Genomic DNA, 26974 nt, shown 5'->3' on the forward strand with positions numbered 1-26974 from the left:
CGGTGTCACCCCATCACGCGCAGGAAGTCGCTGTAGAAGATGCCCAGGCCGATCGCCACCCCGATGCCGCCGACGATCCAGAAGCGGACGACGATGTTGACCTCGCTCCAGCCTGCCAACTCGAAGTGGTGCTGGAGCGGCGACATGCGGAAGACACGTTTTCCGGTGGTCCGGAACGAGATCACCTGGATCACCACCGACATCGTGATGATCACGAACAGGCCGCCGATGATGAGCAGCAGCAGCAGGGTGCGCGTCGACATGGCCAGGCCCGCGATCAGGCCGCCCAGCGCCATCGAGCCGGTGTCGCCCATGAAGATGCGGGCCGGCGAGGTGTTCCACCACAGGAAGCCGACGAGCGCACCGGCCGCCGCGGCGGCGATCATCGCCACCTCGAGTGGATCCCGCACCGCGTAGCAGTAGTTGTTGGCGTTGGACGCGTAGCCGGACGTGTCCGCGCACCAGTGCTGGTACTGCCAGGCCGCGATGAAGCTGTACGCCCCCAGCACCATCACCGAGGTGCCGGTGGCCAGGCCGTCCAGGCCGTCGGTCAGGTTCACGCCGTTGGTGGCGCCGAGCACCACCGCCACGAACAGGATGATCGCGCCGACCTTGCCGATGTCCAGCCAGTCGATGTCGCGGATGAACGAGAGCTTGGTGGAGCCGACGGTCTCGGTGTTCGAGCCGGGGTCGCTCAGCGCGATGATGCCGAACGCCGCGCCCACCAGCAGCTGCCCGAGCAGCTTGCCGCGCTTGTTCAGGCCGCCGCTGTTGCGCCGGCGGACCTTGAGGAAGTCGTCGATGAAGCCGACCGCGCCGGAGAACACGAACAGGCCCAGCAGCACCAGTGCGGTGATGGTCGGCGTGATCTGGGCGATCTGCTTCTCGGGCAGCGTGGTCAGGCTCAGGTGGGCCACCACGTACGCGATGACCGTGCCGAAGATGAACACCACGCCGCCCATCGTGGGCGTGCCCTTCTTGGACAGGTGGGTCTGCGGCCCGTCCGTGCGGATGGGCTGGCCCGCCTTGAGCCGGGTGAAGGCTTTGATGGCAATGGGGGTGCCGAAGAGGGATACCGCGAACGCCACCAGGATCGCGACGATGATCGATCTCATCGGTGGCCGTCTCCGTCACTCGCGCCCGCGAGGGCGCGTGTCTCGCGCAGTGCGTCCACCACGTCCCAGGTTCGGTAACGCGAACCCTTCACCAGCACGACGTCTGCGGACCGCAGCCGCTCCCGCAGCACGCCGATCGCCGCGGCCTGATCGCTGACCAGCACCGACTCACCTTCCCAATGCCGCACCGAGGCCGCGCCGTCGAGGATCGGCGCGGCTGACTCGCCCACCACGATGAGCAGGCCGACGCCGAGCGTAGCCGCCAGCGCTCCCACCTCGGCATGGCCGTCACGCTCCGCCGGACCGAGCTCGGCGTGGTAGCCGAGCACCGCCACGGTGCGCCGCTCGTCCTGACCTGCGCCGCCGAGGGTGTGCAGCGCGCGCAGCGCCGTCGCGGTCGAGGCCGGATTCGCGTTGTACGAGTCGTCGATGACCGTGACACCGTCGGCACGGTCGAAAACATCCATCCTTCGGGTCGAGACGGCGCGCAACCGGGCCAGCGCCGCGGGCAGTTCGGCCCACGGCAGGCCGCAGCGCAGGGCGACCGCGGCCGCCAGCAGCGTGTTGCCCACCTGGTGCGCCCCGGTCAGCCCCAGCTCCACCCGCGCGGACTCGGTTCCTCGCACCACGGTGTACGAGGGACGCCCGCGCCCGTCCAGCTCCACGTCCACGGCCCGCAGGTCCGCGTTGTCGGCCTGTCCCACCAGCACCGACGGCGCGGCGGTGACGCCCGCCATCGCCGCCACCCGGTGATCGTCACCGTTGAGCACGGCGAGCCCGTCCGCGGGCAGCGCCTGCACGATCTCGGACTTGGCCAGGGCGATGCCCTCCACCGAGCCGAACTCGCCGATGTGCGCCACCCCGACGTTGACCACCACGCCGATGTGCGGCGGGGCGATCTCGCAGAGGTCCTTGATGTGCCCGATGCCGCGCGCGCCCATCTCCAGCACCAGGAAACGGGTGTCCGCGTCGGCCTTCAGCGCCGTGTACGGCAGCCCCAGCTCGTTGTTGAACGTGCCGGGTGGCGCCACGGTCGGGCCGAGCCCGCTGAGCAGCCCGCCGATCAGGTCCTTGGTGGTCGTCTTGCCCGACGAGCCGGTGATCGCCACGACGGTGGTGTCGAGGCGGTCCAGCACCGCGCGGGCCAGCCGGGCCATCGCGGCCAGCGGGTCGGCGACCACGATCGTCGGCAGCTCCGCGACCGGGCGCGTGCCGAGCACGGCCACCGCGCCGGCGGCCGCGGCGGCCGGGGCGAAGTCGTGCCCGTCGGCCTTCTCGCCTGCGAATGCGACGAACAGCCCGCCCGTCCCGAGCTTGCGGGAGTCGAACTCCACGGTGCCGGTCACCAGGGTCTGCGGGTCGCCGCCGTGCAGCGTGCCGTCGACGGCGGCGGCGATCTCGGCCAGGCTCAGCGGGATCATCGGCCCTCCTCCTGCTCGGCGGCCGTAGCGGCCTGGTTCCGTTGCCCGGCTCCCGGCCCGGCGTCGCCGGCGGGGCCGAAGCGGGCGATCAGCGCGGCCGCCAGCTCGACGCGGTCGTCGAAGGGCAGCACCTGGCCGTTGATCTCCTGGCCGGTCTCGTGGCCCTTGCCGAGCAGCGCGATCACGTCGCCGTCCTTGGCCCGCTCCACCGCCTCGGCGATGGCGGCCCGGCGCCCGGCGATCTCGACCACCTCGGCAGCCGCGCCCGCAGTGCCCGCGAGCACGCCCTGCCGGACGGCTGCCGGGTCCTCGGTGCGCGGGTTGTCGTCGGTGACGATGAGCAGGTCGGAGCCGTGTGCACCGGCCGCGCCCATGAGCGGGCGCTTGCCGGTGTCCCGGTCGCCGCCCGCACCCAGCACGCAGATGAGGCGGCCGCCCCGGACGTCGGCCAGCGAGCGCAGCGCGAGCAGCGCGGCCTCGATCGCGCCGACCTTGTGCGCGTAGTCGACGACGCCGACCACCGGGCCGGGCGCGTCGACCTGCTCCAGCCGGCCGGGCACGCCCGGACAGGCGGCGATGCCGTCGGCGGCGGTGCGCGGAGCCACCCCGACCGCGGTCAGGCAGGCCAGCGCCAGCAGCGCGTTGGCCACGTTGTGGCGGCCGGGCAGGCGCACTCCGGCGGGCACCGGGCCGGCCGGGCCGAGCGCGGTGAAGCGCTGGCCGAAGTCCCGCTCGACGACGTCCGCGGCGTGCCAGGTGGCGGCGGGGTCGCCGAGGGCCGAGTAGGTGACGGTGGCCGGGCGGCGCAGCGGCAGCAGCGCCGGGTCGTCGAAGTTGAGCACCTCGACCCGGCAGCGGCCGTCGAACAGCCGCGCCTTGGCCTGGAAGTAGTCGTCGGAGTCGGTGTGGAAGTCCAGGTGGTCCGAGCCGAAGTTGGTGTAGCCGCCGACCGCGAAGCGCACCCCGCCGACGCGGCCCATCACCAGCGCGTGGCTGGACACCTCCATCACCACCGCGGTGACGCCGTTCTCCCGGGCCAGCGCGAACAGGGCGTGCAGGTCGGTCGCCTCGGGGGTGGTGCGCACGCTGGTCACGGTCAGGTCGCCCAGGCGGGTCTCCACGGTGCCGATCAGGCCGGTCTTGTGGCCCGCGGCGCGCAGCCCGGACTCGACGAGGTACGCGGTGGAGGTCTTGCCGGCGGTGCCGGTCAGCCCGATGACGGTCAGCGCGGAGGTGGGCGAGCCGTAGACGGCGTCGGCGACCGGCCCCAGCGCCTCCCGGGCGTCCGCGACGACGAGCACGGGCACCCCTGCCGCGAGCGCGGGTGCGAGCGCCGGGTGGGCGGCTCCTGCGGCGTCGGTCAGCACGGCGACCGCGCCCGCGGCCAGCGCGCCGGGGACGAACTCCGCGCCGTGGCGGCGCGCGCCCGGCAGCGCCGCGTACAGGTCGCCGGGGCGCACCTGGTCGCCGGCGTGGGTGATGCCGGTGACCTCGACCGTGAGCGCCTCCGGCGATGCCGCGCAGTCCGCTCCGACAAGGGCCGCGAGCGTGGCTAGGCCGACCGGCGTCACGCGGGCCGGCCGCAGGGGCGCGGCGGTGGAGCTGAGTTTCCCTGGCACGGCGTCAGACCTTACCCGCTGGCCCATGACCCGCCGCACACCTGTGCCCGCTGTGTCTGACTTCTAATGACATTGATCAGTAATGCGTCACGAACGTGGGCGACTTGACGGTGCTCGGCAGCACCTTGAAGTGCCGCAGCGTGAACGCCATGATGTCGCGGAACGCCGGGCCCGCCACCTTGCCGCCCGCGCCGACGCCCGGCGTCTTGACGAACACGGCGATGACGTAGCGCGGGTTCTCCGCGGGTGCCATGCCGATGAACGAGCCGACCTCGCCCTTGACGTACTTGCCGTTGACGACCTGCGAGCCGGTGCCGGTCTTGCCGGAGATGCGGTATCCGGGCAGCGCGGCCGAGCGGCCGGTGGCCTGGTCGACGGTGGTCACCGCCTCCATGATCTCGCGCAGCGCCGCGGCGTTCTCGGCGCTGATGACCCGGTGCGACTTGGCCGGGGCCGGCCGGGTCACCTTGCCGTCGGGCGCGATGGTCTGCTTGATCAGGTGCGGCTGCACCCAGGTGCCGTCGTTGGCGATCGCCGCGTACGCCGCCGCCATCTGCAGCGGGGTCACCGCCATCTCGTGCCCGATCGGGATCGAGCCGTGCGACGTGCCGCTCCAGTCCTCCGGCGCCTGGAGCTGGCCGGACGACTCACCGGGCACCCCGATGCCGGTGGGCTGGCCGAGCCCGAAGAGCTTCTGGTACTCGTACAGCTTCTCCGCGCCGAGCTTCTCGGCGACCTTGATGGTGGCCACGTTCGACGAGAACGCCATCAGCCCCGGCAGCGTGATCTTCGTGCCCTCGGCGAACTGGTGGGTGTCCCAGTAGACCTGGTCGCCCTTCTTGATCGACGGGCCGATCTTGATCGTCGAGTCGGGCTCGATCACGCCCTCCTGCAGCGCCGCCGACAGCACGATCGCCTTGTGCACCGAGCCGGGGTCGACCACCACCGAGGTGGCGTTGTCGGCCAGCTGCTCCGGCTTGGCCGCACCCGGGTTCGCCGGGTTGAACGTCGGGTACGTGGCCTGCGCGACCACGTCGCCGGTCCGGGCGTCCAGCACCACGGCCGCGCCCCACACCGCCTTGACCTTCTCCATGCTCGTGTACAGGATGTGCTGCGCCTGCCACTGCACGTCACGGTCGATCGTGAGCATCAGCGAGCTGCCCGGCTGCGCCACGACCTCGCGGCGGTAGCCGCCCGGGATGGGCTTGTTCAGCTGCCCGTTGCCGGTCTCGTACTGCAGCTCGCCGTTGCGGCCGCGCAGCAGCTGGTCGTAGCGCGCCTCGATGCCGGCCAGGCCGTTGAGGTCGGTGCCGGTGAACCCGATGAGGTTCGCGGCGAGGTCGTCGCCGGGCATGTCGCGCCGCTCGTCGCGCTTGACGATGACACCCGCCAGGTTCAGCGCGCGCACCATCTCCGCGGTCTGCACGCTCAGCCCGCGCAGCAGCCAGCGGAACCGGATCGGCGCGCCGCTGACCTCCTGCTTGCCCTTCTGCAGCAGCGGCTCCAGCTCGGACGGGGCCTTGCCCAGCAGCGGCGCGAGCGCCACCGCAGTCGCCCTGGGGTCTTTGACCAGCTCCGGGTCGACGGCCACGAAGCGCGCCTCCACGCTGTGCGCGAGCACCTTGCCGGTGCTGTCGAAGATGGCGCCGCGCTGCGCGGGCAGCACGATCTTGTCGAGCCGGTCCTGCAGTCCCTGGGCGGCGAACGCGGGCGCGTCGGCGAGCTGGAACTGCACCAGCCGCACCCCGATCGCGGCGAACAGCAGCAGTGACAGGGCGGTGGCCAGGCGCAGCCGGCGGCGCGGCTCGCCCATCTTCGGCGGGTCGGGCGGCGGGGCGACCGGGCGCTGCCGCCGATCCTGGCCACGGCCACGGCCGGCGGGCAGCCGGTCCCCGCGGCGCGGCTCCCGGGCACGGGCGGCCTGCGTACGACCGATGAATTCGCGGTCGCCACGGACCACGGGACGGCCACGGCCCGCGGGCGCGGTCCGGCGGCGCGGGGTCTCCTCGACGTCGAAGTCGCCGCCGCCGACGTCCCCGCCGTCGTCGGCCCGGCGCGGGCGACGGCCCGCGGAGGCGCCCGTGACCCGGCCCAGGCGCTGGGGCGGGCGGCCCTCCTCGGCCCGGCCGCCGCGCACCATGCGCAGCTCGGCCCGGCGGCGCTGCAGCTCGGCCTCGGCCTGCGGGTCCGGCGCGGACTCCGCGCCGTCGCCGGAGCCGCCGTCGCGGGTGGTCCGGCCGCGCGGGGTGAACGCGCGCGCGTCGCCGATACCGCTGCGGCGGTTGCGGCCCCGGTCCTCCGGCTCGTCGGTGTCGCGTCGCGCCATCGTCGCCCCTTCTACGCCTTCACGCAGGCAGGCTCCGGCACGGCTCCGCGTGGGGAGCCATGCCGGAGCCCGATGCTCACTGGCTGGTGATGCTCGGCTTGCCGGTGGCCGGCTGCGGCACCCCGATGATCTTGCCGTCGGGGAGCCGGATGAAGGCGGGCGCGCCCGCCGGCACCAGGCCCAGCCGCTTGGCCGCCGCCTCCAGGCGACCCGGCGACTCCGCCTCCGTGATCTCCTGGGTGATCTGCTGCTCGCGCAGGTCGAGTTGCGCCTGCTGCTTCTTCAGATCGGTCAGCTGGATACCGCTCTCGGCGATCTTGGTGTTGAGCACCAGGATGCCGAGCACCCCGGCGACCACGACCAGCACGATGAGCAGCACAAACGGCGTTCGCGGCGCCGCCACCGGCACCGGCGGAGCCAGCCGCAGCCGCGGTCGCCGTGCCTCCGGCGACGTCACAGGCTCCGGCTGCACCGCCAGCGCGGCACTGCCCCTCGTCCGGTAACGGTCCCCGGAACGGCCTTCCTCACGCGCCTTCGCTTCGTTCGTCACGGCCCGACCCCCCGGTCGCGACGCCTCCTGCGAGGACGCTGTGCTGCGGCGCGATGCCCGCAGCGGTGTCACGTTCATCCCTACCCCCTTTGCTCGCAGCCTGCCGGGCCCCGGTCAGGGACCCTGGTGTCTGTCATGCGGAGCCCGCTCCGCGGCCTTGAACGGGCGGCCGGCCTTCGGTTCGCTCCGGCTGGTGCCCGGTTCCTCGATCAGTTGCACGGCCCGCAGGCGCACCGACGCCGCCCGCGGATTGCGGGCCACCTCGGCCTCCGACGCCATCTCGGCCCCGCCCCTGGTCAGCAGGCGCAGCGTCGGCCCGGTGCCCGGCAGCTCGACCGGCAGGTCCACCGGTCCGGTGCTGCGGGCGCGGGCCGCGAAGGCCTGCTTGGTGATCCGGTCCTCGAGCGAGTGGTACGACAGCACCACCACCCGTCCCCCGGGCGCCAGCACGTCGATCGCGGCGGGCAGCGCACGCTCCCACGTGGAGAGCTCGCCGTTGACCTCGATGCGCAGCGCTTGGAACGTCCGCTTGGCCGGATGTCCCCCGGTACGCCGGGCCGGCGCCGGGATCGAGTCCCGCACCAGCTCGGCCAGCAGGGCCGATGACGTGATCGGCGCCTTGGCACGTTCGCGCAGGATCGCCGCCGCGATCCTGGACGCGAACTTCTCCTCCCCGTAGACCCGCAGGATCCGGGTCAGCTCCGGGTGGGAGTAGCTGTTGACGATCTCCTGGGCGGTGACGCCCCTGGTCTGGTCCATGCGCATGTCGAGCGGCGCGTCCTGGGCGTACGCGAACCCGCGGTCCGCCTCGTCCAGCTGCAGCGACGACACGCCGAGGTCGAACAGCACGCCGTCGACCTTCTCCAGGCCGAGCTTGCTCAGCACCAGCGGCAGCTCGTCGTAGACGGCGTGCACCAGGTGCACCCGGTCGCCGAACCGCTCCAGCCGGCGCTGCGAGTGCGCCAGCGCCTCGGTGTCGCGGTCGAGCCCGACGAGGATGGTCTCCGGGTGCGCCAGCAGCACCGCCTCGGCGTGGCCGCCGAGCCCGGTGGTGCCGTCGACGTAGACCGTGCGGCCGCCGGGTGCGTGTCCGGGCCGGTCCAGGGCGGGGGCCAGCAACTCCAGGCATCGATCAAGCAGAACCGGCACGTGTACGCCACGCGGCTCCACCACTTCGACCCCCCTGTTTTCGCTGTGCCTCGTCGTACCGCCAGATCCCCAACCGCTTCCCCGTTCCCACCCTCGTCGCGGCCGAGGATGGGAGCGATGCGCCTGGCGTCGGGGAAGTGACGCCAGGTGCCGGAGCGGGTGGAGATCTCGCGGTACGACTGTCGAGCCCGGCCGTGAACGGTTGCCGGACCCCCGTCCTCACAGACCGCCGGGCAGCACCCCCTCCTCGATGCCGGCGAACTCGTCTTCGTTCGCCTCGAGGTAGGCGTCCCACGCCTGCCTGTCCCAGACCTCGACCCGGGTGCTGGCGCCGATGACCACGAGGTCACGGTCCAGTCCCGCGTACTCCCGCAGGTGGCTCGGGATGGTGACCCGGCCCTGCTTGTCGGGGATCTCGTCGTGCGCGCTGGCGAAGAAGACCCGGCTGTAAGCGCGGGCCGCCTTGTGCGTCATCGGAGCCTCGGCCAACTGGCCCGCGATGCGCTGGAACTCCGGCGTCGGAAAGACGTAGAGACAGCGCTCCTGCCCTTTGGTGATCACGACACCTCCTGCCAGCTCGTCACGGAACCGAGCGGGCAGGATCAGCCGGCCCTTGTCGTCGAGCCGGGGAGTATGGGTGCCCAGGAACATCGGCCCCCACCCCCTCCAGCGCCGACACCGCCGCCGTCTCGTTTCGCGGACGAGTCGCCGTGCGTTGCCTCCGGGGCCGGCGGACCATCCGGCCCGCCATTGCGCCCCACTTTACTCCACTTCCCTCCACGGTCAATGCGGATTCAGCCTTCCGGGTGCGGTTTCGCTCCACATAGGCGCAGCTCATGGCCGTAAACGACCGGTGGAGGGCGGCGCGGCGCGTTACCAAGGTCATCTTTTTGACACCCGGGTTTACCCCAGCAAAAAGCACCCTCCGTCTCCGCACGGTCACCCGGAGGTGGTTATGCGATGACAGAGGGTGCTTGACAGCTCTCTCTTGGTGCTACTCAGTTATATGACCGTCGATCGGTGGAGGGGTTTGCCCGCTCAGTTGTCGGCGGCGTCCGTATCGGCGTCGTCGGCGTCGTCCTCGGACCGGGCGTCTGTCGCGGCGGCCTCGGGCTCTGCCTGCGGATCCTCGCCGGACGGGCGGCGCTGGTCGCGGCGGGCCTGCCCGTCAGGCTGGGCGGACGCGCTCGCGGAGGTCTTGGCGGCGGTGGGGGCGGGTTTGGCGGCCGGGGCGCCGAGCAGGCTGACCGCGGCGATACCGGCGCCCAGGCCCAGCAGCAGACGGGCCGGGCGCCGCTCGGGGAGTTCGAGCACAGCGATGTCCTTCCAGGGGTGCGGCCCACCACTGTGCCAAGTGCTCGCCACCCGGCACGTGGTGCGCATTCGCGCACGGCCGCTGTATCGTTTTACCCCTTCGGACCCGATTCGCGCAATACGCTGGGAAAACAGGAGGCGAGGCAGTGGTTCACGCCACAGGCCTGACGCGGTCCGGGAGTCAGGTAGCCTCTCCCGCGTGACGGAGAACAAGCTGCCGCTGCGGGCCTCGCTCGCGGCATCGGTCTCGCGCACCGCCGCGGCGCTCTCGCGCGCCACCGGCCGGGGCGACGGATCGGTCATCGGCGGGCGCCTGGGCATGATGATCGACCCGGACCTGCTGGCCCACCTGGCGGCCGGGCGACGCATAGCCCTGGTCTCCGGCACCAACGGCAAGACCACCACCACGCGGTTCACCGCGGCGGCGGTCGGCGTGCTCGGCGACGTCGCGACGAACTCGTTCGGCGCGAACATGCCCACCGGCCACACCTCCGCCCTGGCCCGCGCCGGCGCCACGCCGTACGCCGTGCTGGAAGTCGACGAGCACTACCTCGCGCAGGTGCTGCGAGCCACCACGCCGCTGGTGGTGGCGCTGCTGAACCTGTCCCGCGACCAGCTCGACCGGGCCAAGGAGGTGGCGATGATGGCGCAGCTGTGGCGCGACGCCCTCGCCGACCACCCCGACGTGCACGTGGTCGCCAACGCCGACGACCCGATGGTCGTATACGCCGCCGCCGCGCACGCCGCCTCCGGCGAAGGCAAGGTGACCTGGTTCTCCGCGGGCCAGCGCTGGCGCGAGGACGCGCACGTCTGCCCCGCCTGCGGCGCGCACATCGAGCGCGACGAGACCGACGCCGACGCCTGGCGCTGCGCCACCGGCGACCTGGCCCGCCCGGCCCCGCAGTGGACGGTCGACGAGTCCGCCGTGATCGACCCCGAGGGCGTACGCCACGAGGTCAAGCTCCAGCTCCCCGGCAAGGTCAACGTCGGCAACGCGGCGACCGCGCTGGCCGTGGCGCACCGGTTCGGGGTCTCCCCCGCCGACGCCGCCCCCAAGCTGGCCGAGGTCGCCAGCGTGGCCGGCCGCTACGCCCAGGTCGACCGGGACGGGCGCAACATCCGCCTGCTGCTGGCCAAGAACCCGGCCAGCTGGCTGGAGGCCTTCGACATGGCCGAGGAGCAGCCCACCCTGCTGTCGATCAACGCGCGGGACCCCGACGGCTTCGACACCAGCTGGCTGTTCGACGTCGACTTCGCCCCGCTGCGCGGCCGCCAGGTCCTGATCACCGGCGACCGGGCGTACGACCTCGCCGTCCGGCTGCAGGTCAACGACGTGCCCTTCACCCATGTGAAGTCATTCGACGAGGCCGTCGCGGCGGTGCCGCCCGGCCGCCTGGAAGTGATCGCGAACTACACCGCGTTCCAGGACATCCGAGCGGAGTTGGATCGAGTTGTCTAGCGCACTCCAGATCGTCTGGGTCTACCCCGACCTGCTGTCCACCTACGGCGACCGCGGCAACATGCTGATCCTGGCGCACCGCGCCAAGCTGCGCGGCATCCCCGTCGACACCCTCGAGGTGCGCTCCGACCAGGCCCTGCCCTACGGCGACATCTACCTCATCGGCGGCGGCGAGGACGGCCCGCAGGCCCTGGCCGCCCAGCGGCTGGCCGCCGACCGCGGCCTGCACCGCGCCGTCGACCGCCGCGCCGTGGTCTTCGCCGTGTGCGCCGGATACCAGCTGCTCGGCAACAGCTTCTTCGCCAAGGGCGCCAAGTGCGACGGCCTGGGCCTGCTCGACCTGCACTCCGACCGCGGCCCCACCCGCGCCGTCGGCGAGCTGGCCGGCGACATCGACCCGGCGCTGGGCCTGCCCATGCTCACCGGCTTCGAGAACCACGGCGGCCGCACCCACCTCGGTCCCGAGGTGAAGCCGCTGGCCAAGGTCCGGGCCGGCATCGGCAACGACGGCGCGACCGAGGGCGCCTGGTCCGGCACCGTCATCGGCACGTACTCGCACGGCCCCGCCCTGTCCCGCAACCCGGCCCTGGCCGACCTGCTGCTGCGCTGGGCGACCGGCGAGGAGTCCCTGGCCGCCCCCGACGACACCTGGCACACCCGGCTGCGCGGCGAGCGCCTCGGCGCCGTGGGACTCGTGTGACCGCGTCGTCCGAGGTCTCGACCTCGACCGAGCCCGACAGCGCACCGACCGGCGCCACGCCTGCCGCGCCGCCCCGGCCCGGCGCGGCAGGCTCGCCCTCCCCCGACTCAGGCTCGCCCTCCGTCGACTCCGTGTCGGCGGATCCGGTCCAGCCCGCGCCGGCACCGGCCGGACCTGGGACGGGCACGCACTGGCCGCGACTGGCCGCGCTCGCCCTGCTGGTCGGGCTGGCGGGCTTCGCCGCGTGGAAACTGCCGCTGGACAAGCTGCCCGCCTGGGTGGACCAGCTCGGCCCGGCCGCGCCCGTGGTCGCCGTGCTGGTCTGCGCGGTGCTGCTGTGCGCGCTGGTGCCGCGTACCGCGATCTCGCTGGGCTGCGGCGCCCTGTTCGGCGCGGTCGCGGGGGCCGCCTGGTCGCTCACCGCCGCGCTGCTGGCCGCGACCATCACGTATGCCGCGGGCCGCTGGGCGGGGCGCGACTTCGTCGCCGCGCACGCCGGTGACCGGCTGGCCCGGCTCGACCGCTGGCTGGCCCGGCGCGGCCTGCTGGCCGTCATCGTGGTGCGGTTGCAGCCGATCGCCCCGTTCGGGCTGGTGGGGTACGCGTACGGGACCAGCTCGGTGCGCTTCCGGCACTACCTGCTGGGCACCGCGCTGGGCGGGCTGCCGTCCTCGTTCAGCTACGCCACCATCGGCGCGGCCGCCATCGCGCCGCACTCGCTGAGCTGGCTGACCTTCATCCCGGCCGCGACCGGCATCCTGATCAGCGCCGCCGCCGCCCTGCACTGGCGCCACCAGACCCGCCACACGGGCCGCCCCGCCACCGCTTGACATGTCCGGCGTCAGGGCCTGACAGTGCCCCGGCATCGGGCGGCGGATCATCCGGCTGGACAGATGCCGCATCCGCGGCGGAGCCGGCAGTGAAGATCTGTTTTTGTGGACGATGAATGCCCCTCCAGGGGCCGTCGGCGTCCACAAAAACAGATCTTGCGCCGCCGGTCTAGGCTCTGCGGGCGTGCGTGCGCTGCCGCGGGACGACTCGTCCGATCTCGACTTCCTGCTGTTCCGGCAGAGCGACGTGCTCACCCGGGCGCAGGCGCTGGCCCATTTCTCCGAGAAAGCCATCCGTCATCGGCTGGACACCGGCCGCTGGCGACGGCCGCGGCGCGGCGTCTACGTCCTGCGCGACGCGCCCGATGACGACGACCAGCGGCGCTGGGTCGCTGTACTGGCCGGGCCGCCGGGCACGGTGACCGCGGGCCGCACCGCGCTGGCTCAGCTCGGCCTGCGAGGCTTTCACGTACACGCGATACACCTGCTCATGCCGTCGGCCGCCCGCGACCGCGACACACCGCACGACGTGATCACCCACCGCACCCGACGACTGGAGCCGTCGGACGTGCACGATCTCGGCAGCCCGCCCTGCACGATGCCCCCACGCTCGGTCATCGACGCGGCACAGTGGGCACGCTCCGACGACGAGGCCCGGTCGGTCGTCGCGGCCGCGGTGCAGCAGCGGCTGGTGGACGCCGCGGACCTGCGCGCCGTGCTCGCCCGGCTGAGTTCCGTACGGCGGCGTCCGGTGATCACTTTGGCGGTGAACGACGCGGCAGCCGGAGCAGGGTCGCTGCCCGAGGCGCAGTTCCTGGCGCTGTGCCGCCGAGGCGGCCTGCCACGGCCGAAGCTGCAGGTGAGCCGCCGTGACGGAACCGGGCGGCAGCGCTACCTGGACGCCCTGTTCGAGCAGTACGGCGTCCACGCCGAGATCGACGGCGCGCAGCACCTCGATGTGCGGGCGTACTGGGCGGACATGCAGCGGCAGAACGCGTTGTGGGTGCGCGGCGAGCGGGTGCTGCGGTTCCCGGCTTGGGCGATACGCAACCATCCGGACGAAGTCCTCGAAACGGTCCGTGCCGCCCTGCGGGCCGCAGGCTGGACCGGTTGATGATCTGTTTTTGTGGACGCTGACGGCCCTTATGGGGGCACCCAGCGTCCACAAAAACAGATCATCAACCAGCGCAACTAAAGGAAGGGCACCTTCTTGAACGCGGAGCGTTAAGAAGGTGCCCTTCCTTTCTCGAAACGTCAGGCGACGATGCTGACCAGGCGGTTGGGGACGACGATGACCTTTTTGGGGTCCTTGCCGGCCAGCGTGGCGGCGACCTCGGCCAGGGCGGCCGTGCGGATGTCGGCCTCGGCGGCGTCGGCGGCCACCTCGATCCGGCCACGGACCTTGCCGTTGACCTGGACCGGGTAGGTGACCAGGTCGGCGGTCAGCAGCGCCGGGTCGGCGACCGGGAAGTCGACGAAGGTCAGCGAGCCGTCGTGGCCCAGCTTGGACCACAGCTCCTCGGCGATGTGCGGGGCGATCGGGGCCAGCATCAGCACCAGCGGCTCGGCGATCTCGCGCGGGGTGGCCCCGGCCTTGGTCAGCGCGTTGGTCAGCTCGATCAGCTTCGCGATCGCGGTGTTGAAGCGCAGCGCGGCCATGTCCTCGCGGACGCCGGCGACGGTGCGGTGCAGCAGGCGGCGCAGGTCGTCGGAGGCCGGAGCGTCGACCACGGCGACGCCGCCGGTCTGCTCGTCGACGACGGTGCGCCAGACCCGCTGCAGGAAGCGGTACGCGCCGACGACGGCCCGGGTCTCCCAGGGGCGGGACACCTCCAGCGGGCCCATGGACATCTCGTACACGCGGAAGGTGTCGGCGCCGTACCGCTCGCACATCTCGTCGGGCGTGACGACGTTCTTCAGCGACTTGCCCATCTTGCCGTACTCGCGGTTGACCTTCTCCCCGTTCCAGGTGAAGACGGTCGGCTGCTCCTCGGCGACCTCCTCGGCCGGGATGTAGGCGCCCCGGTCGTCCTTGTACGCGTACGCCTGGATGTAACCCTGGTTGAACAGGCGGTGGTACGGCTCGAAGCTGCTGACGTGGCCCAGGTCGAACAGCACCTTGTGCCAGAAGCGGGCGTACAGCAGGTGCAGCACGGCGTGCTCGACGCCGCCGACGTACAGGTCGACGCCGCCGGAGTCGCCGGCCGACTGCGGCCCGACCCAGTAGGCCTCGTTGGCCGGGTCGACGAAGGCCTGCTCGTTGGTCGGGTCCAGGTAGCGCAGCTGGTACCAGCAGGAGCCGGCCCACTGGGGCATGGTGTTGGTCTCACGGATGTAGGTCTGCGGGCCGTTGCCCAGGTCCAGCTCGACCTCGACCCACTCCTTGGCGCGCGACAGCGGCGTCTCCGGCGACGAGGTGGCGTCGTCGGGCTCGAAGGTCTTCGGCGAGAAGTCGTCGACCTCGGGCAGCTCCAGCGGCAGCATCGACTCGGGCAGCGCGATCGCCTGGCCGTCGGCGCCGTACACGATCGGGAACGGCTCGCCCCAGTAGCGCTGGCGGCTGAACAGCCAGTCGCGCAGGCGGTAGGTCACCGCGCCCTGGCCGTGGCCCTCGGCCTCCAGCCAGGCGATGATCTTCTCCTTGGCCTCGGCGATGCCCAGGCCGTCCAGCATGCCGGAGTTGATCGCCGGGCCCTCGCCGGTGAACGCCTTGCCGTCGAAGCCCTCGGTCGGCTGCACGGTGCGGATGATGGGCAGCTCGAAGACCTCGGCGAACTCCCAGTCGCGCTCGTCCTGGCCGGGCACCGCCATGATCGCGCCGGTGCCGTAGCCGGCCAGCACGTAGTCGGCGATGAACACCGGCACGCGCGCGCCGTTGACCGGGTTGGTCGCGTACGCCCCCGTGAAGACGCCGGTCTTGACCTTGGCGTCGGCCTGGCGCTCGACCTCGGTCTTCGCCGCAGCCTCGGCGCGGTAGGCGGCGACGGCCGCGGCCGGGGTGTCGTGACCGCCGGTCCACACCTCGTGGGTGCCCTCGGGCCAGGCCGCCGGCACGATGCCGTCGACCAGCTCGTGCTCGGGCGCGACGACCATGTAGGTCGCGCCGTACAGGGTGTCGGGGCGCGTGGTGAACACGCGGATCGGGTCCGCGCCGTCGACCGGGAACGCGATGTGCGCGCCGGTGGAGCGGCCGATCCAGTTCCGCTGCATCGCCTTGATCGGCTCGGGCCAGTCCAGCGTGTCCAGGTCGTCGATCAGGCGGTCGCCGTACGCGGTGATGCGCATCATCCACTGCTTCAGGCTGCGCTTGAAGACCGGGAAGTTGCCGCGCTCGCTGCGCCCGTCGGAGGTGACCTCCTCGTTGGCCAGCACCGTGCCCAGGCCGGGGCACCAGTTCACGGGCGCCTCGGAGACGTACGCCAGCCGGTGCTCGTTGATGATCGCGCGCTGCTCGGTGGCGGACTTCGCGGCCCAGGCCGGGTCGGCGGCCAGCTTCTCGACCAGCTCGCTGATCGGCCGCGCCTTGCCCTGCTCGGCGTCGTACCAGGAGTTGAAGACCTGCAGGAAGATCCACTGGGTCCAGCGGTAGAACTCGACGTCGGTGGTGGCCACCGAGCGCCGGTCGTCGTGACCCAGGCCCAGCATGCGCAGCTGGGCGCGGTAGCGCTCGACGTTGCGCTCGGTGGTGATGCGCGGGTGGGTGCCGGTCTGCACCGCGTACTGCTCGGCCGGCAGGCCGAACGAGTCGAAGCCCATCGTGTGCAGCACGTTGAAGCCCGCCATGCGCTGGAAGCGGGCGAACACGTCGGTGCCGATGAAGCCCAGCGGGTGGCCCACGTGCAGGCCGGCCCCGGACGGGTACGGGAACATGTCCAGCACGAACTGCTTCGGGGCGCCCGAGCGCGGGTGGGCCGGGTCGGCCAGCGGGCCGACCGGGTTGGGCGCGTGGAAGGTGCCCTGCTCCTGCCAGAAGTCCTGCCAGTGCGCCTCGATCGCGTTCGCGGTGGCGGCGGTGTAGCGATACGGGGGAATGTCGGCCGGGGTCTCGGCGTGCTCGCTCATGTCCAGGTCCTCACGAGTCAGATCAAGATCAAAGTCATCGGGCGGTATGCGGACGCCTCAGCGCGTCGGCGGCGTGCTCCAGGCACACAGAGCCGTCGTCTCGTGCCGCAAGCGGGCACAAAAAAGCCCCTCACGCAGGAGGGGTCGCCGTGCTCACGCGCGCTCTGTCGCGTCAGCACGGCTCACTAAGGAGCAGCGGGGCCCAAGCCATGACCGCATGATACCCCCGGCCGCGCGAGCCCCGCATCTCGCATAGCTCGCACACCGGCTGATCCCGTACGCCACCCGGCGGCCGGATCCCGCCATTGCCGCATGCGGCGCGCCTACGGAACACTTGCGGACAAGGCTCTCACTCCCATGCGAGCCGCCCGGCCCGTCGTGCCGGGCGTCCGGCCCAGGTACTTGCCCTGCGAAGCAACCTCCCCGACGGAGGTCGGCGTTCTGTCGGGGCGCGAGTGATCAGCAGAATGGTGGGAGGCCCGGGTGAGCGCAGGAAGCGCCCGTCCCACGGGGGCCAGGCCCCGCAGTTGCGAACTACAGGAGGACATGTGACCACGCAACGCAGTGGGGGCGAACTCACCGACCCCATGACGGTCGACGAGTTCCGTGCCACGACGAATGCCATCGTGGCCAACATCGAGCAGGTCATCGAGGGCAAGACCGCCACCGTGCGGCTGGCCCTGGCCGTGCTGCTGGCCGAGGGCCACCTGCTCATCGAGGACGTGCCCGGCGTCGGCAAGACCAAGCTGGCCAAGGCCCTCGCACGGTCCATCGACTGCTCCGTGCGGCGTATCCAGTTCACCCCCGACCTGCTGCCCAGCGACGTCACCGGGGTCAGCGTCTACAACCAGGAGACGCGCGACTTCGAGTTCAAGCCGGGCGCCGTCTTCGCCAACCTGGTGGTCGGCGACGAGATCAACCGGGCCTCGCCGAAGACCCAGTCGGCGCTGCTCGAGTGCATGGAGGAACACCAGGTCACGGTGGACGGCGTCACGTACACCATGGAGATCCCGTTCATGGTGATCGCGACCCAGAACCCGATCGAGATGGAGGGCACGTACCCGCTGCCCGAGGCCCAGCGCGACCGGTTCACCGCCCGCATCGCGATGGGCTACCCCGACGCCGCGGCCGAGTACGCCATGCTCGACGGCTACCACTCCCACGACCCCCTCGAGGACCTCACCTCGGTCGTCGACGGCGGCACCGTACGCCGGCTCATCGCCACGGTGCGCAGCGTGCACGTGGCCGAGGCCGTCAAGCGCTACGCCGTGGAGCTGGTCACCGCCACCCGCGAGGCCCCCGAGCTGCGCCTGGGCGCGTCCCCCCGGTCCACGCTGCAGCTGCTGCGCACGGCCAAGGCCGTCGCCGCGCTGGACGGCCGCGACTACGTCGTGCCCGACGACCTGCAGACCCTCGCGGTGCCGGTGCTCGCGCACCGCGTCATCCCCACCGCCGACGCCCAGCTGGCCCGGCGCACCACCGACGCGATCCTGTCCGAGCTGGTGCACCGCCTGCCGGTGCCGCACGACCGCGGCGGGCGCTCCCCCTACGACACCCGCCCGGCGACGCCGCCGAACTCCTTCTACGACCGGCGGGGCTGAGGCGATGCGTGAGGCGCTGCGCGGGCTCACCACCCGCGGTCGCTCGTTCCTCGCCGCGGGGGCGGCCGCGCTGCTGTGCGCGCTCGCCCTCGGCGAGAAGGACCTGATGCGGGTGGCGGTGCTGCTGGTGGCGCTGCCGCTGATGGCGGCGGCGTACGTCGGCCGGGCGCGCTACAAGCTCGCCTGCACGCGCAGCCTCGACCCGTACCGGGTGCAGGCCGGGGGCAGCGCGCGGGTGCTGCTGCGGCTGCAGAACATGTCCCGCCTGCCCACCGGAACCCTGCTGCTGGAGGACCGGCTGCCGTACGCGCTGGGCAGCCGCCCCCGGCTGGTGCTGGAGCGCCTCGGCGCGCAGCAGGCCAGCTCCGTGGCGTACACGGTGCGCGCCGAGCTGCGCGGCCGGTACGAGGTCGGCCCGCTGACGCTGCGCATGACCGACCCGTTCGGGCTGTGCGAGCTGACCCGCTCGTTCCCCAGCGCCGACAAGCTCACCGTCATCCCGAACGTGTCGCCGCTGCAGCTGGTGCGCCTGGCCGGGGAGTACTCCGGCACCGGCGACAGCCGCGCCCGCTCGGTGGCCGTGCACGGCGAGGACGACGCCGCGACCCGGGAGTACCGCCGCGGCGACGACCTGCGCCGGGTGCACTGGCGTTCGACCGCGCGCGTCGGCGAGCTGATGGTGCGCCGCGAGGAGCAGCCGTGGGAGAGCCGGGCCACCGTCCTGCTCGACACGCGGCTGGGCGCGCACCGCGGCGAGGGCCCGACGGCCAGTTTCGAGTGGGCGGTGTCGGCCTCGGCCAGCATCGCGGTGCACCTGCGCCAGGCCGGATACCGGCTGCGCCTGGTCACCGACACCGGCGCGGACATCGACGCCACCGAGGGCGTCGGCGACGGCATGCTGCTCGACCACCTGGCCGAGGTGAAGTCGTCGCCGCGCGGCGACGTCGGCAGCCTGGTGGAGCACACCCGGCGCCGCGCCGACGGCGGCCTGATCATCGCGGTGCTGGGCCTGCTCAGCGCCGAGGAGGCGCGCCTGCTGTCGGCGCTGCGCAGCAGCGGCACCACCTGCGTGGCGTTCTTCCTGGACGCCAGCACCTGGCTCAACCTGCCCGCGCAGGCCCGCGAGGCCGCCGAGCACGAACACGCGGCGGCGGCGCTGTCGCTGATGCAGAGCGGCTGGCGGGTGGTGCGGGTCAAGCACGGCGACCAGCTGCCCGCGCTGTGGCCGCAGGCGGCCCGGGGCCAGCAGGGCTTCGCGGTACGCGCGGCGATGGCCGAGACGGTCACCATGGGAGGCGGCCGATGAACTCACGACGTCATCTGGGCCTGGTCGCGGCCGCGGCCACGGTGCTCGCCTCGGCTCCGATCTCGGACATCTTCGCCGGCTGGAGCTGGCTGTTCGAGGGCGGGCTCATGGTCGCGATGGTGGCCGGGGCCGCGCTGGGCGCGCGCTCGCTGCGCGGACGGCTCTGGGCCCAGCTGCTGGCCATGCTGGCCGCGCTGCTGATCGGCCTGACCTGGCTGTTCGGCGGGGACACCGCCATTCTCGGGCTGATCCCCACGCCCGACACGTTCGCGCACTTCGGCTCCCTGTTCGCGCTGGCCGGCGAGGAGGTCCAGAAGAGCTACGTGCCGGTGCCCGACCTGGAAGGGCTGCTGTTCGTCAGCGCGCTGGGCATGGGCGCGGTCGCGATCCTGGTGGACCTGTGCGCGGTCGGGCTGCGCCGCCCGGCGCTGGCGGGCCTGCCGATGCTGGCCATCTACTCGGTGCCGGTCGCGGTCTACGTGGACTCGCTGTCGCCGATCCCGTTCGTCGTCGGCTCGATCGGCTTCCTGTGGCTGCTGGTCAGCGACAACGTCGACCGGGTACGCCGGTTCGGCCGCCGGTTCACCGGCGAGGGCCGCGGCGTCGACGTGTGGGAACCGTCCCCGCTGGCGTCGGCCGGACGGCGGCTGGCCGTGGTCGGCGTGCTGGTGGCGGTGGCCCTGCCGCTGGCCGTGCCCGCGATGAGCGCCGGCTTCCTCGGCGAGTTCGGCAGCGGCGACGGCCTGGGCCAGGCCGGCAAGGGCCCGCGCGGCAACGGCCGGGTGGACCTGTTCGCCGAGCTGAGCGGACGGCTCAAGCAGGCCGGCGTGCAGGACATGGTGAAGGTCACCACCAACGACCCGGACCCGTTCTACATGCGCTTCGGCGTCGCCGACCAGATCAGCGGCGGCGGCTTCGCCAGCCACCAGCCCACCGGGCAGCCGGTCAGCGACAGCCTGCCCGACCCGTCCGGGCTCGACCTGAGCGCGGTACGCACGCAGGCCGCGACGGCCCGCGTCGAGATCACCGACAGCTTCGCGATGCCGCTGCTGCCGGTCTACTCGGCGCCGACGGCGGTCCGCGGGCTCGACGCCGCGTGGTCGTACGACCCCACGCTGCAGATCGTGTACTCGCAGCGGGCCAACTCCGCCGAGCAGTCGTACGAGTTCGACTACGTGCGCGCCGAGTTCACGGCCGACCAACTGCGCACCGCGCCGACCATGGCCACGTCCGACTCCAACCAGCGCGACTACAGCCGGGTCCCGGAGGTGCCCGAGGTGCGCGCCCTGGTGGACGAGCTGATCGAGGGCAAGGCGAACAACTACGACCGGGTCCGCGCGCTCTACGACTACTTCTCCGCCAAGAACGGCTTCAAGTACGACGTGGCCGCCCCGGCGGGCACCTCCGGCGCGGCCATCGTCGACTTCCTGAACAACAAGCGGGGCTTCTGCGAGCAGTACGCCGCGGCGCTGGCCTGGATGGTGCGCACCGCGAACATCCCGGCCCGGGTCGCGTTCGGCTTCACGCTGGGCAGTTCGTCGGACAACGGCGTGCGTACCCTCACCAACCGCAACCTGCACGCCTGGACCGAGGTCTACTTCTCCGGTTTCGGCTGGGTGCCGTTCGACGCGACTCCGTCCACGTACGTGGTGGGCTCGGCCCCCACGGCGTGGGCGCCCGATGTGGACGCCCCGGAGGAGACCCCGGGCGGGCCGCGACCCTCGCTGAGCGCCAACGCGAGCGGTGGTCCGGACGGTCCCGGCGGACCGTCGCGTGACCCGGTCGATCCCGAGGGCGGGCTGATCGGCCCGATCGATATCACCGAGGAGATACCCACCTGGGTGTGGGTGGCGACCGGCGGCGGGGTACTGGCGCTGGCGCTGCTGATCACCCCGGCGCTGCGGCGGTTGACGCTGCGCCGGCGGCGGCGCGTGCGGGCCGTGGCGGCAACCTCCGGCGGTGGTTTCGCCGAGGTCGGCGTGTCCGCGGCGGACCTCGCCATGACCGTGGTCGGCGACGCCGACGCGGCCCGGCGGCAGGCACATGCGGCCTGGGACGAGCTCATCGACACGATGATCGACTACCGGCTGGTGGTCGACCCGTCGGAGACCCCGCGGGCCACGATCGAGCGGCTGATCGGCACCGCGCTGCCCGCGACGGCGGCGGTGGAGCAGGCACGGCTGCTCGGGCTGGCCGAGGAGCGGGCCCGGTACGCCCCGGTGCCGCTGTCGGCCGAGCGCCTCGCCCCGGCCGTGCGCGAGGTCCGCCTGGCCATCGCCGGCGAGGCGGACCGGGGAGTGCGCCTGGCGGCGCTGCTGATGCCGCCGTCGGTGCTGCTGCGGTGGCGCAACGCGGCGTACGCCGGGTTGACCGCACTGTCGTCGGGGATGACCCGGCTCAGCGGGGTGCTGGTGCGGGTGCTGCGGCCACTGCGACCCCGGCGGCTGCTGCGCTGACGCTGATTCGATGACGGCTCCGGCCCCGCTGCTTCCCGCGGCGGGGCCGGAGCCGTCTGCAGGTCCGGTGGCACTGCTGGTTCGGTGACGCACTGCAGGTCCGGGTGCCACCGCACTTCCGGTGGCACGGCGCGCCTGGTCGCGCGCACGGAGGTGACGAGCGCCGCCCCCGTCCAGGGGCGGCGCTCGTCGTAGTCATGGCACCGGCGGTCGCGCCGGTGGAGGGGTCAGCGGTCGAAATCTCCGCGGTCGCGCCAGCGATTCTCGAGGCGGTCGATGAAGCCGCCGCTGCGGCCGCTGCGGCCACCCCGGGTGCGGCGGGTCGCGGTGCCGCCCACGGAACGCAGCTCAGCGGTCTGGCTGCGCTTGTGCGCCAGCATCCAGAACGCCGCAGCCCCGAGCATCAGCACGAAGCCGACGACGCCCAGCCACAGCTTCGCGCTGTCGGCGACGCCGTAGACCACCAGGCCCAGTCCGGCGAGGATGAGCACGGCGGAGATGATGATCCGCCGGCGGGCGTGGAACTTGGGGTCGCTGTGGCGGACGGCCGAAGCGAACTTCGGGTCTTCGGACAGCGACCGTTCGATCTGCTCGAACAGCCTCTGCTCGTGCTCGGATAGCGGCACGGCTCTCCTCCCCGGTCCGCCAGGTCGGCGTTCCCCTTATCCAGGGTGCGACAGAGCGCCGATTCCCCAGATGAAGATCGCCAAACCGTGAATACGTGTTGCAGCCGGACGACTGCTACCCGTCAGTCTACGAGGGCGGTGGCGGGTCGGAAAGCGGGACGACCATGCCCGGAGCGGGATTTTGTGGCAGCGGCCCCGTCGCACCCCCAGAACGCCGGGTCGTACCGAGAAGACTGGCCGGACGGACGGCCCCGCGGCCGAACCGGGCGATGACCGCATCGCTGGCCACCTCGGCCTCCCGCCAGCCGTCCTCCTCCTCGCCGAGTGCCAGCTGCCGCACCGCCCCCTCGGCTGCCAGCAGCCCCTCCAGCCGCACCCCCACCAGCCGGATGCGCTGCTGGGCCCGCACCGCCTCGAACAGCTCCCAGGCGGTGGCGAGGATCTCGTGCGCCACGTCGGTCGGGCCGGACAGCGTGCGCGAGCGGGAGATGGTCCGGAAGTCGGCGAACCGCACCTTGATCGACACGGTGCGCCCGGCCTGCCCGGCGGCACGGGCCCGGCCCGCCACCTTCTGCGCCAGCGTCAGCAACGTCCGGCGCAGCGCCTCCGGATCGCCCAGGTCGACGTCGAAGGTCACCTCGGCGCCGATCGACTTCTCCTGGTGCTCGGTGTTGACCTGGCGCGGGTCGCGGCCCCAGGCCAGCTCGTGCAGGTGCGCGGCCAGGGACTGCCCCACCGCGGCCCGCAGCAGGCTCGGGGTGGCGTCCGCGACGTCGGCGACGGTGCGCAGGCCCAGCCGGTGCAGCGCCTCCTCGGTGCGCTCGCCGACGCCCCACAGCACCGACACCGGCAGCGGGCGCAGGAACTTCAGCGTCCTGTCCGCGGGGATGACCAGCAGCCCGTCCGGCTTGGCCCGGGTGGAGCCGAGCTTGGCCAGGAACTTGTTCGGCGCGACCCCGATCGAGCAGGTGAGCTGCTGCTCCTCGGAGATGCGGCGGCGGATCAGCCGGGCGATCTCGGCGGGCGGGCCGAACAGGCGGCGGCTGCCGGACACGTCGAGGAACGCCTCGTCCACCGACAGCTGCTCGACCATGGGCGTGATGTCGCGGAACACCGCCATCACGGCCCGCGAGGCCTCGGCGTACGCGTTCATGTCGGGCGGGATGAAGATCGCCTGCGGGCAGCGGCTGCGGGCGATCGCGGTGGGCATCGCGCTGCGCACGCCGTAGGCCCGCGCCTCGTAGCTGGCCGAGGACACCACGCCGCGCCCGCCGGTGCCGCCGACCACCACCGGCAGCCCACGCAGCTCGGGGCGGCGGCGCACCTCGACCGAGGCGAAGAAGGCGTCCATGTCGATGTGCAGGAACGGGCAGCCCGAATCGTCGCCGTCAGGCCCGAAGCCCTTCGGCGCCCCACCCCCGGAAGCACGTCCCACAACCCGCGACGCTACCGCCCGGGTAAGACACCCTCACCCGGCCCACCGCCCGGTGTGTCCTGCAGTTTCGGGGAAACTGCACGAACCGGCGCCCCGTTTCCCGCACTTTCCCCGAAACTGCGGGCCGAACGCCGAGCTCGGCGTTCGGCGGGCTCGGCGTCGGGGAGGTGGTGGAGGGTGGGGGTGGGGGTGGGGGTCCGTGGGCGAAGGGGTAGGTCGGCCCGGGGAGGGGGTCAGGGGCGGTAGATGAGCAGGGGGATGCGCATCTCGGGCTCGGTGAGGGAGCCGTGCATGGCGACCAGGCGGGCGACCGAGGGTGCGTCCGTCGCGGTGGCGAGGATGGCCCAGTCGTCGCGGCAGACCACGACCACGTCGCCGAGGCGGGCGGCGTGGCGTTCGCCCATCGGGCCGTACCAGCCGGTGGCGATCGCCTCGTCGCGGGTGCCGATCCAGGCGGCGTGCCCGGCCCGGGCCTGCCAGGCGGCGAGCACGTCCGCGGTCGCGCCGGGCGCGGTGTGCAGGTAGCGCACCCGCGGCTCACCGGTCACCACCCGCACCCCGGCCGCCAGCGCCGGGTCGGCGTGCACGTCGATGCGGCGGTCCGCGGGCACGTCGAGCTGGCCGTGATCGGCGGTGACCAGCAGCGCGGCGTCCTCGGGCAGGCCGCCGACGAGCCGGGCCAACAGGCCGTCCACCTCGGCGGCGGCTTCGGTCCACTCGGCCGAGGTGAGGCCGTGCGCGTGGCCCGCCTTGTCCAGCTGCGGGTGGTAGCCGTACACCAGGGCGCGGGCCGGGGCCTCCTTCAGCGCCGTGAGCATGCCGGTGGCGAGCTCCTCGACGTCGACTGCGGGCACGTACCGCGCGCCCGCGCTGGTCGCGGTGGTCAGGCCGCTGCCGGCGTACTCGGGCCGGTTCACCACCACGGTGTCGATGCCGGCGGCGGCCGCGGCGGCGTACAGCGGCGGCACCGGCACCCACTCCCGCGGCGGCGGATCGTCAGCCCACTGGGTGTGGTTGAGCACCCGGTCGGTGCCCGGCACGATGGTGTTGAAGGCGAGCACGCCGTGGGCGCCCGGCAGCGCCCCGGTGGCGAGGCCGACCAGGCTGGTCGGCGTCGTCGACGGGAAGCCGCAGGTCGTCGACAGCGCCAGGCCGAGTTCGCCGCGCAGCGTCGCCGCGATCACCGGGGCGACCGGGGCCATCGCCGGCAGCTGGTGCCGGCCCATGCCGTCGACGAGCAGCACCGCGACCCGGCGTACGCCGTCGAGCCGGGCGGCCAGGCCCAGCCTGTCGGTGACGCCGGGCGCCCCCAGCGCGGCCAGCGCCCCGGGCAGCACGTCGGCGAGCGTGCCCTGGTCATATCTCGGCGCGACGAACACGAAGTCCTCCCGGGGGCAGGTCAGTTGTCGGCGTGCCCGCGGCGGGCCAGCAGGTGCAGCTGGGTGGCCACGTCCCGGTACGGCGGCACGGCGGCCGCGGCCAGCTCGAAGGCCAGCAGCGCCTCCGGGTCGGCGTCGGCGACGACACCCGGCACCAGGTCGGCGACCACGCGCACGCCATGTGCCTGCTCGACGTGCAGCCCGGCCTCGGCCAGCAGCGCCTCCGCGCCGATGAGGTCGAACCGGCGGCGCACCGTGTCCCGCCCGGTGACCCGGGCCTGCGCGTCCGCCAGCAGCGCGGTCGCGGCCTGCCACTGCCCGGCGACCGCCCGGGACAGCACCGCGGCGGCCCGGTTGGCGACCAGGACGCTGGCCGCGCCGCCCGGCCGCAGCGCGTCGTGCAGCGCCTGGGCGACCGCGTCCGGGTCGTCGACGAACTCGAACACGGCGTGGCACAGCACCAGGTCGGCCGCGGCGGGCGGGACGAGGTCGCCGAGCGAGTCGGCGTCGCCCTGCAGCGCGCGTACCCGGTCGGCGACGCCCGCGTCGGTGGCCCGGCGCAGCAGCGACGCCAGCGCGTCGGGGCTGGGGTCGACGACGGTCACGGTGTGCCCGGCCTCGGCCAGCGGCACGGCGAACCCGCCGGTGCCGCCGCCCACGTCGACGATGCTGAGCGGGCGGCCGTCCTGTCCGGCCAGCTCACCGCGCAGCACCGACCAGATCACGGCGGTACGGGGTCCGGCAATGCGGGCTGTCGCCACAGTTCGCTCCACGTCGCCGAGCCTAGCGGCCGCCGGTGGACGGCCGTCGGGGCACGCCGTCCGGGCGGCCCGCCGGGACGGACCGCCGGCGGCGGCCGGTCTAGCCGCGCAGCCTGCCTTCGACGGGGCCGCGCTCGATCACGAGCTTCGCGCCGAAACGCTCCATCAGCTGGGCCGTCTCCTCGTCGGTGAGGTCGGCGCGCATCTGCACGGCGCACGCTCCCCCGTCGATGCTCAGCGTGAACTTCAGCGTGGCGGCGGTGGGCAGGAACCGGCGCTCGCCCAGTTCGACGACGACCTTCTCCAGCTCGACCCGCGAATGCGGGCAGGTGACCAGCCGGTAGGGCTTGCCCTTCAGGTACCTCTCGACGCCCTCGACGACCCCGGGCAGCCCGTTTCCCTCGTGCACGCCGAGCACGACGGTGCCCTTCGGGTCGGCCCCGGTGCCGACGAACGTCTCCCAGTGCCCGCGGACGTACTCGTCGAGGCTGGCCGGCTCACCGGCCACCACGACCCGCACCACGCTGCCCCGGGGCAGGGTGGTGCCGCCGGGCGGGTCGGTCACCGCGACGACGCCGCGCTCCAGCAGCAGGCCCGGCTCGTACTTGACCAGCGGCACCAGCCCGGCCTTGCCGAACTCCTTGTCCAGCAGCCCGATGGCGCGGTCCACCACCTGCGGCACCCGCGTCGTGACGACGACCGCGTCGACCGAGGGCTCCGGCACGGCCGCGGGCGGCAGGTTGCGCGCGGCGCACCCGGTGATCGCCCCGACGGCCGCGCCGGCGAGCACGAGCGCGGCGATCCGCGCCGACCGGCTCCGCTGTCCGCTCATGTTCAGCCTTTCATCCGTGGCGAAGGCCCGGCC

Annotated in this window: 21 protein-coding genes; 7 read left to right on the forward strand and 14 right to left on the reverse strand. The window is 73.0% G+C overall.

Going from position 1 to position 26974, the window contains the following annotated elements; all coding sequences use genetic code 11:
- Positions 1-5: 5 nt before the first annotated feature.
- The 8 genes from mraY to F6W97_RS25985 form a co-directional block, all read right to left on the reverse strand.
- Positions 6-1115, reverse strand: a complete 1110-nt coding sequence (mraY, locus tag F6W97_RS25950) for a phospho-N-acetylmuramoyl-pentapeptide-transferase (RefSeq protein WP_155373146.1) — start codon at positions 1113-1115, stop codon at positions 6-8.
- Positions 1112-2536: a UDP-N-acetylmuramoyl-tripeptide--D-alanyl-D-alanine ligase gene (locus F6W97_RS25955; RefSeq protein WP_155373147.1), complete on the reverse strand. Its 1425-nt coding sequence runs from the start codon at positions 2534-2536 to the stop codon at positions 1112-1114. The genes mraY and F6W97_RS25955 overlap by 4 nt, the downstream gene beginning before the upstream one ends.
- The gene (locus F6W97_RS25960) at positions 2533-4182 is read right to left on the reverse strand and encodes a UDP-N-acetylmuramoyl-L-alanyl-D-glutamate--2,6-diaminopimelate ligase (RefSeq protein ID WP_155373148.1); all 1650 of its coding nucleotides are present in this window, start codon (positions 4180-4182) and stop codon (positions 2533-2535) included. The genes F6W97_RS25955 and F6W97_RS25960 overlap by 4 nt, the downstream gene beginning before the upstream one ends.
- A 49-nt stretch (positions 4183-4231) precedes the next feature.
- Positions 4232-6481: a peptidoglycan D,D-transpeptidase FtsI family protein gene (locus F6W97_RS25965; protein WP_230686995.1), complete on the reverse strand. Its 2250-nt coding sequence runs from the start codon at positions 6479-6481 to the stop codon at positions 4232-4234.
- A gap of 76 nt (positions 6482-6557) precedes the next feature.
- The gene (locus F6W97_RS25970) at positions 6558-6938 is read right to left on the reverse strand and encodes a cell division protein FtsL (RefSeq protein WP_196279334.1); all 381 of its coding nucleotides are present in this window, start codon (positions 6936-6938) and stop codon (positions 6558-6560) included.
- 207 nt (positions 6939-7145) lie between these two features.
- Positions 7146-8204 carry a 16S rRNA (cytosine(1402)-N(4))-methyltransferase RsmH gene (gene rsmH / locus F6W97_RS25975; RefSeq protein ID WP_155373150.1) on the reverse strand — a complete coding sequence of 353 codons (1059 nt, stop codon included), beginning with the start codon at positions 8202-8204 and terminating at the stop codon, positions 7146-7148.
- A gap of 195 nt (positions 8205-8399) precedes the next feature.
- The gene (gene mraZ / locus F6W97_RS25980; protein ID WP_155373151.1) at positions 8400-8831 is read right to left on the reverse strand and encodes a division/cell wall cluster transcriptional repressor MraZ; all 432 of its coding nucleotides are present in this window, start codon (positions 8829-8831) and stop codon (positions 8400-8402) included.
- 387 nt (positions 8832-9218) lie between these two features.
- A complete protein-coding gene (locus F6W97_RS25985) occupies positions 9219-9494 on the reverse strand; it encodes a hypothetical protein (RefSeq protein ID WP_155373152.1) in 276 nt (91 codons plus the stop codon).
- A gap of 214 nt (positions 9495-9708) precedes the next feature.
- Between F6W97_RS25985 and F6W97_RS25990 the strand changes: the two genes are divergently transcribed.
- The 4 genes from F6W97_RS25990 (at position 9709) to F6W97_RS26005 (ending at position 13597) form a co-directional block, all read left to right on the forward strand.
- A complete protein-coding gene (locus tag F6W97_RS25990) occupies positions 9709-10953 on the forward strand; it encodes a MurT ligase domain-containing protein (RefSeq protein WP_155373501.1) in 1245 nt (414 codons plus the stop codon).
- Positions 10946-11653: a type 1 glutamine amidotransferase gene (locus F6W97_RS25995; protein WP_407924608.1), complete on the forward strand. Its 708-nt coding sequence runs from the start codon at positions 10946-10948 to the stop codon at positions 11651-11653. The genes F6W97_RS25990 and F6W97_RS25995 overlap by 8 nt, the downstream gene beginning before the upstream one ends.
- A complete protein-coding gene (locus F6W97_RS26000; protein WP_230686996.1) occupies positions 11650-12483 on the forward strand; it encodes a TVP38/TMEM64 family protein in 834 nt (277 codons plus the stop codon). The genes F6W97_RS25995 and F6W97_RS26000 overlap by 4 nt, the downstream gene beginning before the upstream one ends.
- 184 nt (positions 12484-12667) lie before the next feature.
- On the forward strand, positions 12668-13597 hold the full coding sequence (locus tag F6W97_RS26005; RefSeq protein ID WP_230686997.1) for a type IV toxin-antitoxin system AbiEi family antitoxin domain-containing protein: 930 nt from the start codon (positions 12668-12670) through the stop codon (positions 13595-13597).
- 140 nt (positions 13598-13737) lie between these two features.
- Here F6W97_RS26005 and leuS read toward each other — a convergent pair whose 3' ends face one another.
- On the reverse strand, positions 13738-16545 hold the full coding sequence (leuS, locus tag F6W97_RS26010) for a leucine--tRNA ligase (RefSeq protein ID WP_155373154.1): 2808 nt from the start codon (positions 16543-16545) through the stop codon (positions 13738-13740).
- Between the two features lie 587 nt (positions 16546-17132).
- On the opposite strand from leuS, the gene F6W97_RS26015 reads away from it, so the two are divergent.
- Genes F6W97_RS26015 through F6W97_RS26025 form a run of 3 tightly spaced genes read left to right on the forward strand, consistent with a single transcriptional unit; the run spans position 17133 to position 21908 of the window.
- Positions 17133-18146 carry an AAA family ATPase gene (locus F6W97_RS26015; RefSeq protein ID WP_155373504.1) on the forward strand — a complete coding sequence of 338 codons (1014 nt, stop codon included), beginning with the start codon at positions 17133-17135 and terminating at the stop codon, positions 18144-18146.
- Between the two features lie 4 nt (positions 18147-18150).
- Positions 18151-19452 (forward strand): DUF58 domain-containing protein, encoded by a 1302-nt coding sequence (locus F6W97_RS26020; RefSeq protein ID WP_155373155.1) that lies wholly within the window; start codon positions 18151-18153, stop codon positions 19450-19452.
- On the forward strand, positions 19449-21908 hold the full coding sequence (locus F6W97_RS26025; RefSeq protein WP_155373156.1) for a transglutaminase TgpA family protein: 2460 nt from the start codon (positions 19449-19451) through the stop codon (positions 21906-21908). Before F6W97_RS26020 ends, F6W97_RS26025 begins: the two co-directional genes overlap by 4 nt.
- 227 nt (positions 21909-22135) lie before the next feature.
- Here F6W97_RS26025 and F6W97_RS26030 read toward each other — a convergent pair whose 3' ends face one another.
- The 5 genes from F6W97_RS26030 to F6W97_RS26050 form a co-directional block, all read right to left on the reverse strand.
- Positions 22136-22534 carry a DUF3040 domain-containing protein gene (locus F6W97_RS26030; protein WP_155373157.1) on the reverse strand — a complete coding sequence of 133 codons (399 nt, stop codon included), beginning with the start codon at positions 22532-22534 and terminating at the stop codon, positions 22136-22138.
- A gap of 127 nt (positions 22535-22661) precedes the next feature.
- Complete coding sequence (locus F6W97_RS26035; protein ID WP_269059712.1) at positions 22662-23969, reverse strand: DNA polymerase IV; 1308 nt, start codon at positions 23967-23969, stop codon at positions 22662-22664.
- A gap of 233 nt (positions 23970-24202) precedes the next feature.
- Positions 24203-25372, reverse strand: a complete 1170-nt coding sequence (locus F6W97_RS26040; protein WP_155373506.1) for an alkaline phosphatase family protein — start codon at positions 25370-25372, stop codon at positions 24203-24205.
- Complete coding sequence (locus F6W97_RS26045) at positions 25369-26121, reverse strand: methyltransferase domain-containing protein (RefSeq protein WP_155373158.1); 753 nt, start codon at positions 26119-26121, stop codon at positions 25369-25371. The genes F6W97_RS26040 and F6W97_RS26045 overlap by 4 nt, the downstream gene beginning before the upstream one ends.
- Positions 26122-26209: 88 nt before the next feature.
- Positions 26210-26941 carry a PASTA domain-containing protein gene (locus F6W97_RS26050; RefSeq protein ID WP_155373159.1) on the reverse strand — a complete coding sequence of 244 codons (732 nt, stop codon included), beginning with the start codon at positions 26939-26941 and terminating at the stop codon, positions 26210-26212.
- Positions 26942-26974 lie beyond the last annotated feature (33 nt).

Source organism: Catellatospora vulcania (assembly GCF_009720385.1).
Classification (GTDB): domain Bacteria; phylum Actinomycetota; class Actinomycetes; order Mycobacteriales; family Micromonosporaceae; genus Catellatospora; species Catellatospora vulcania.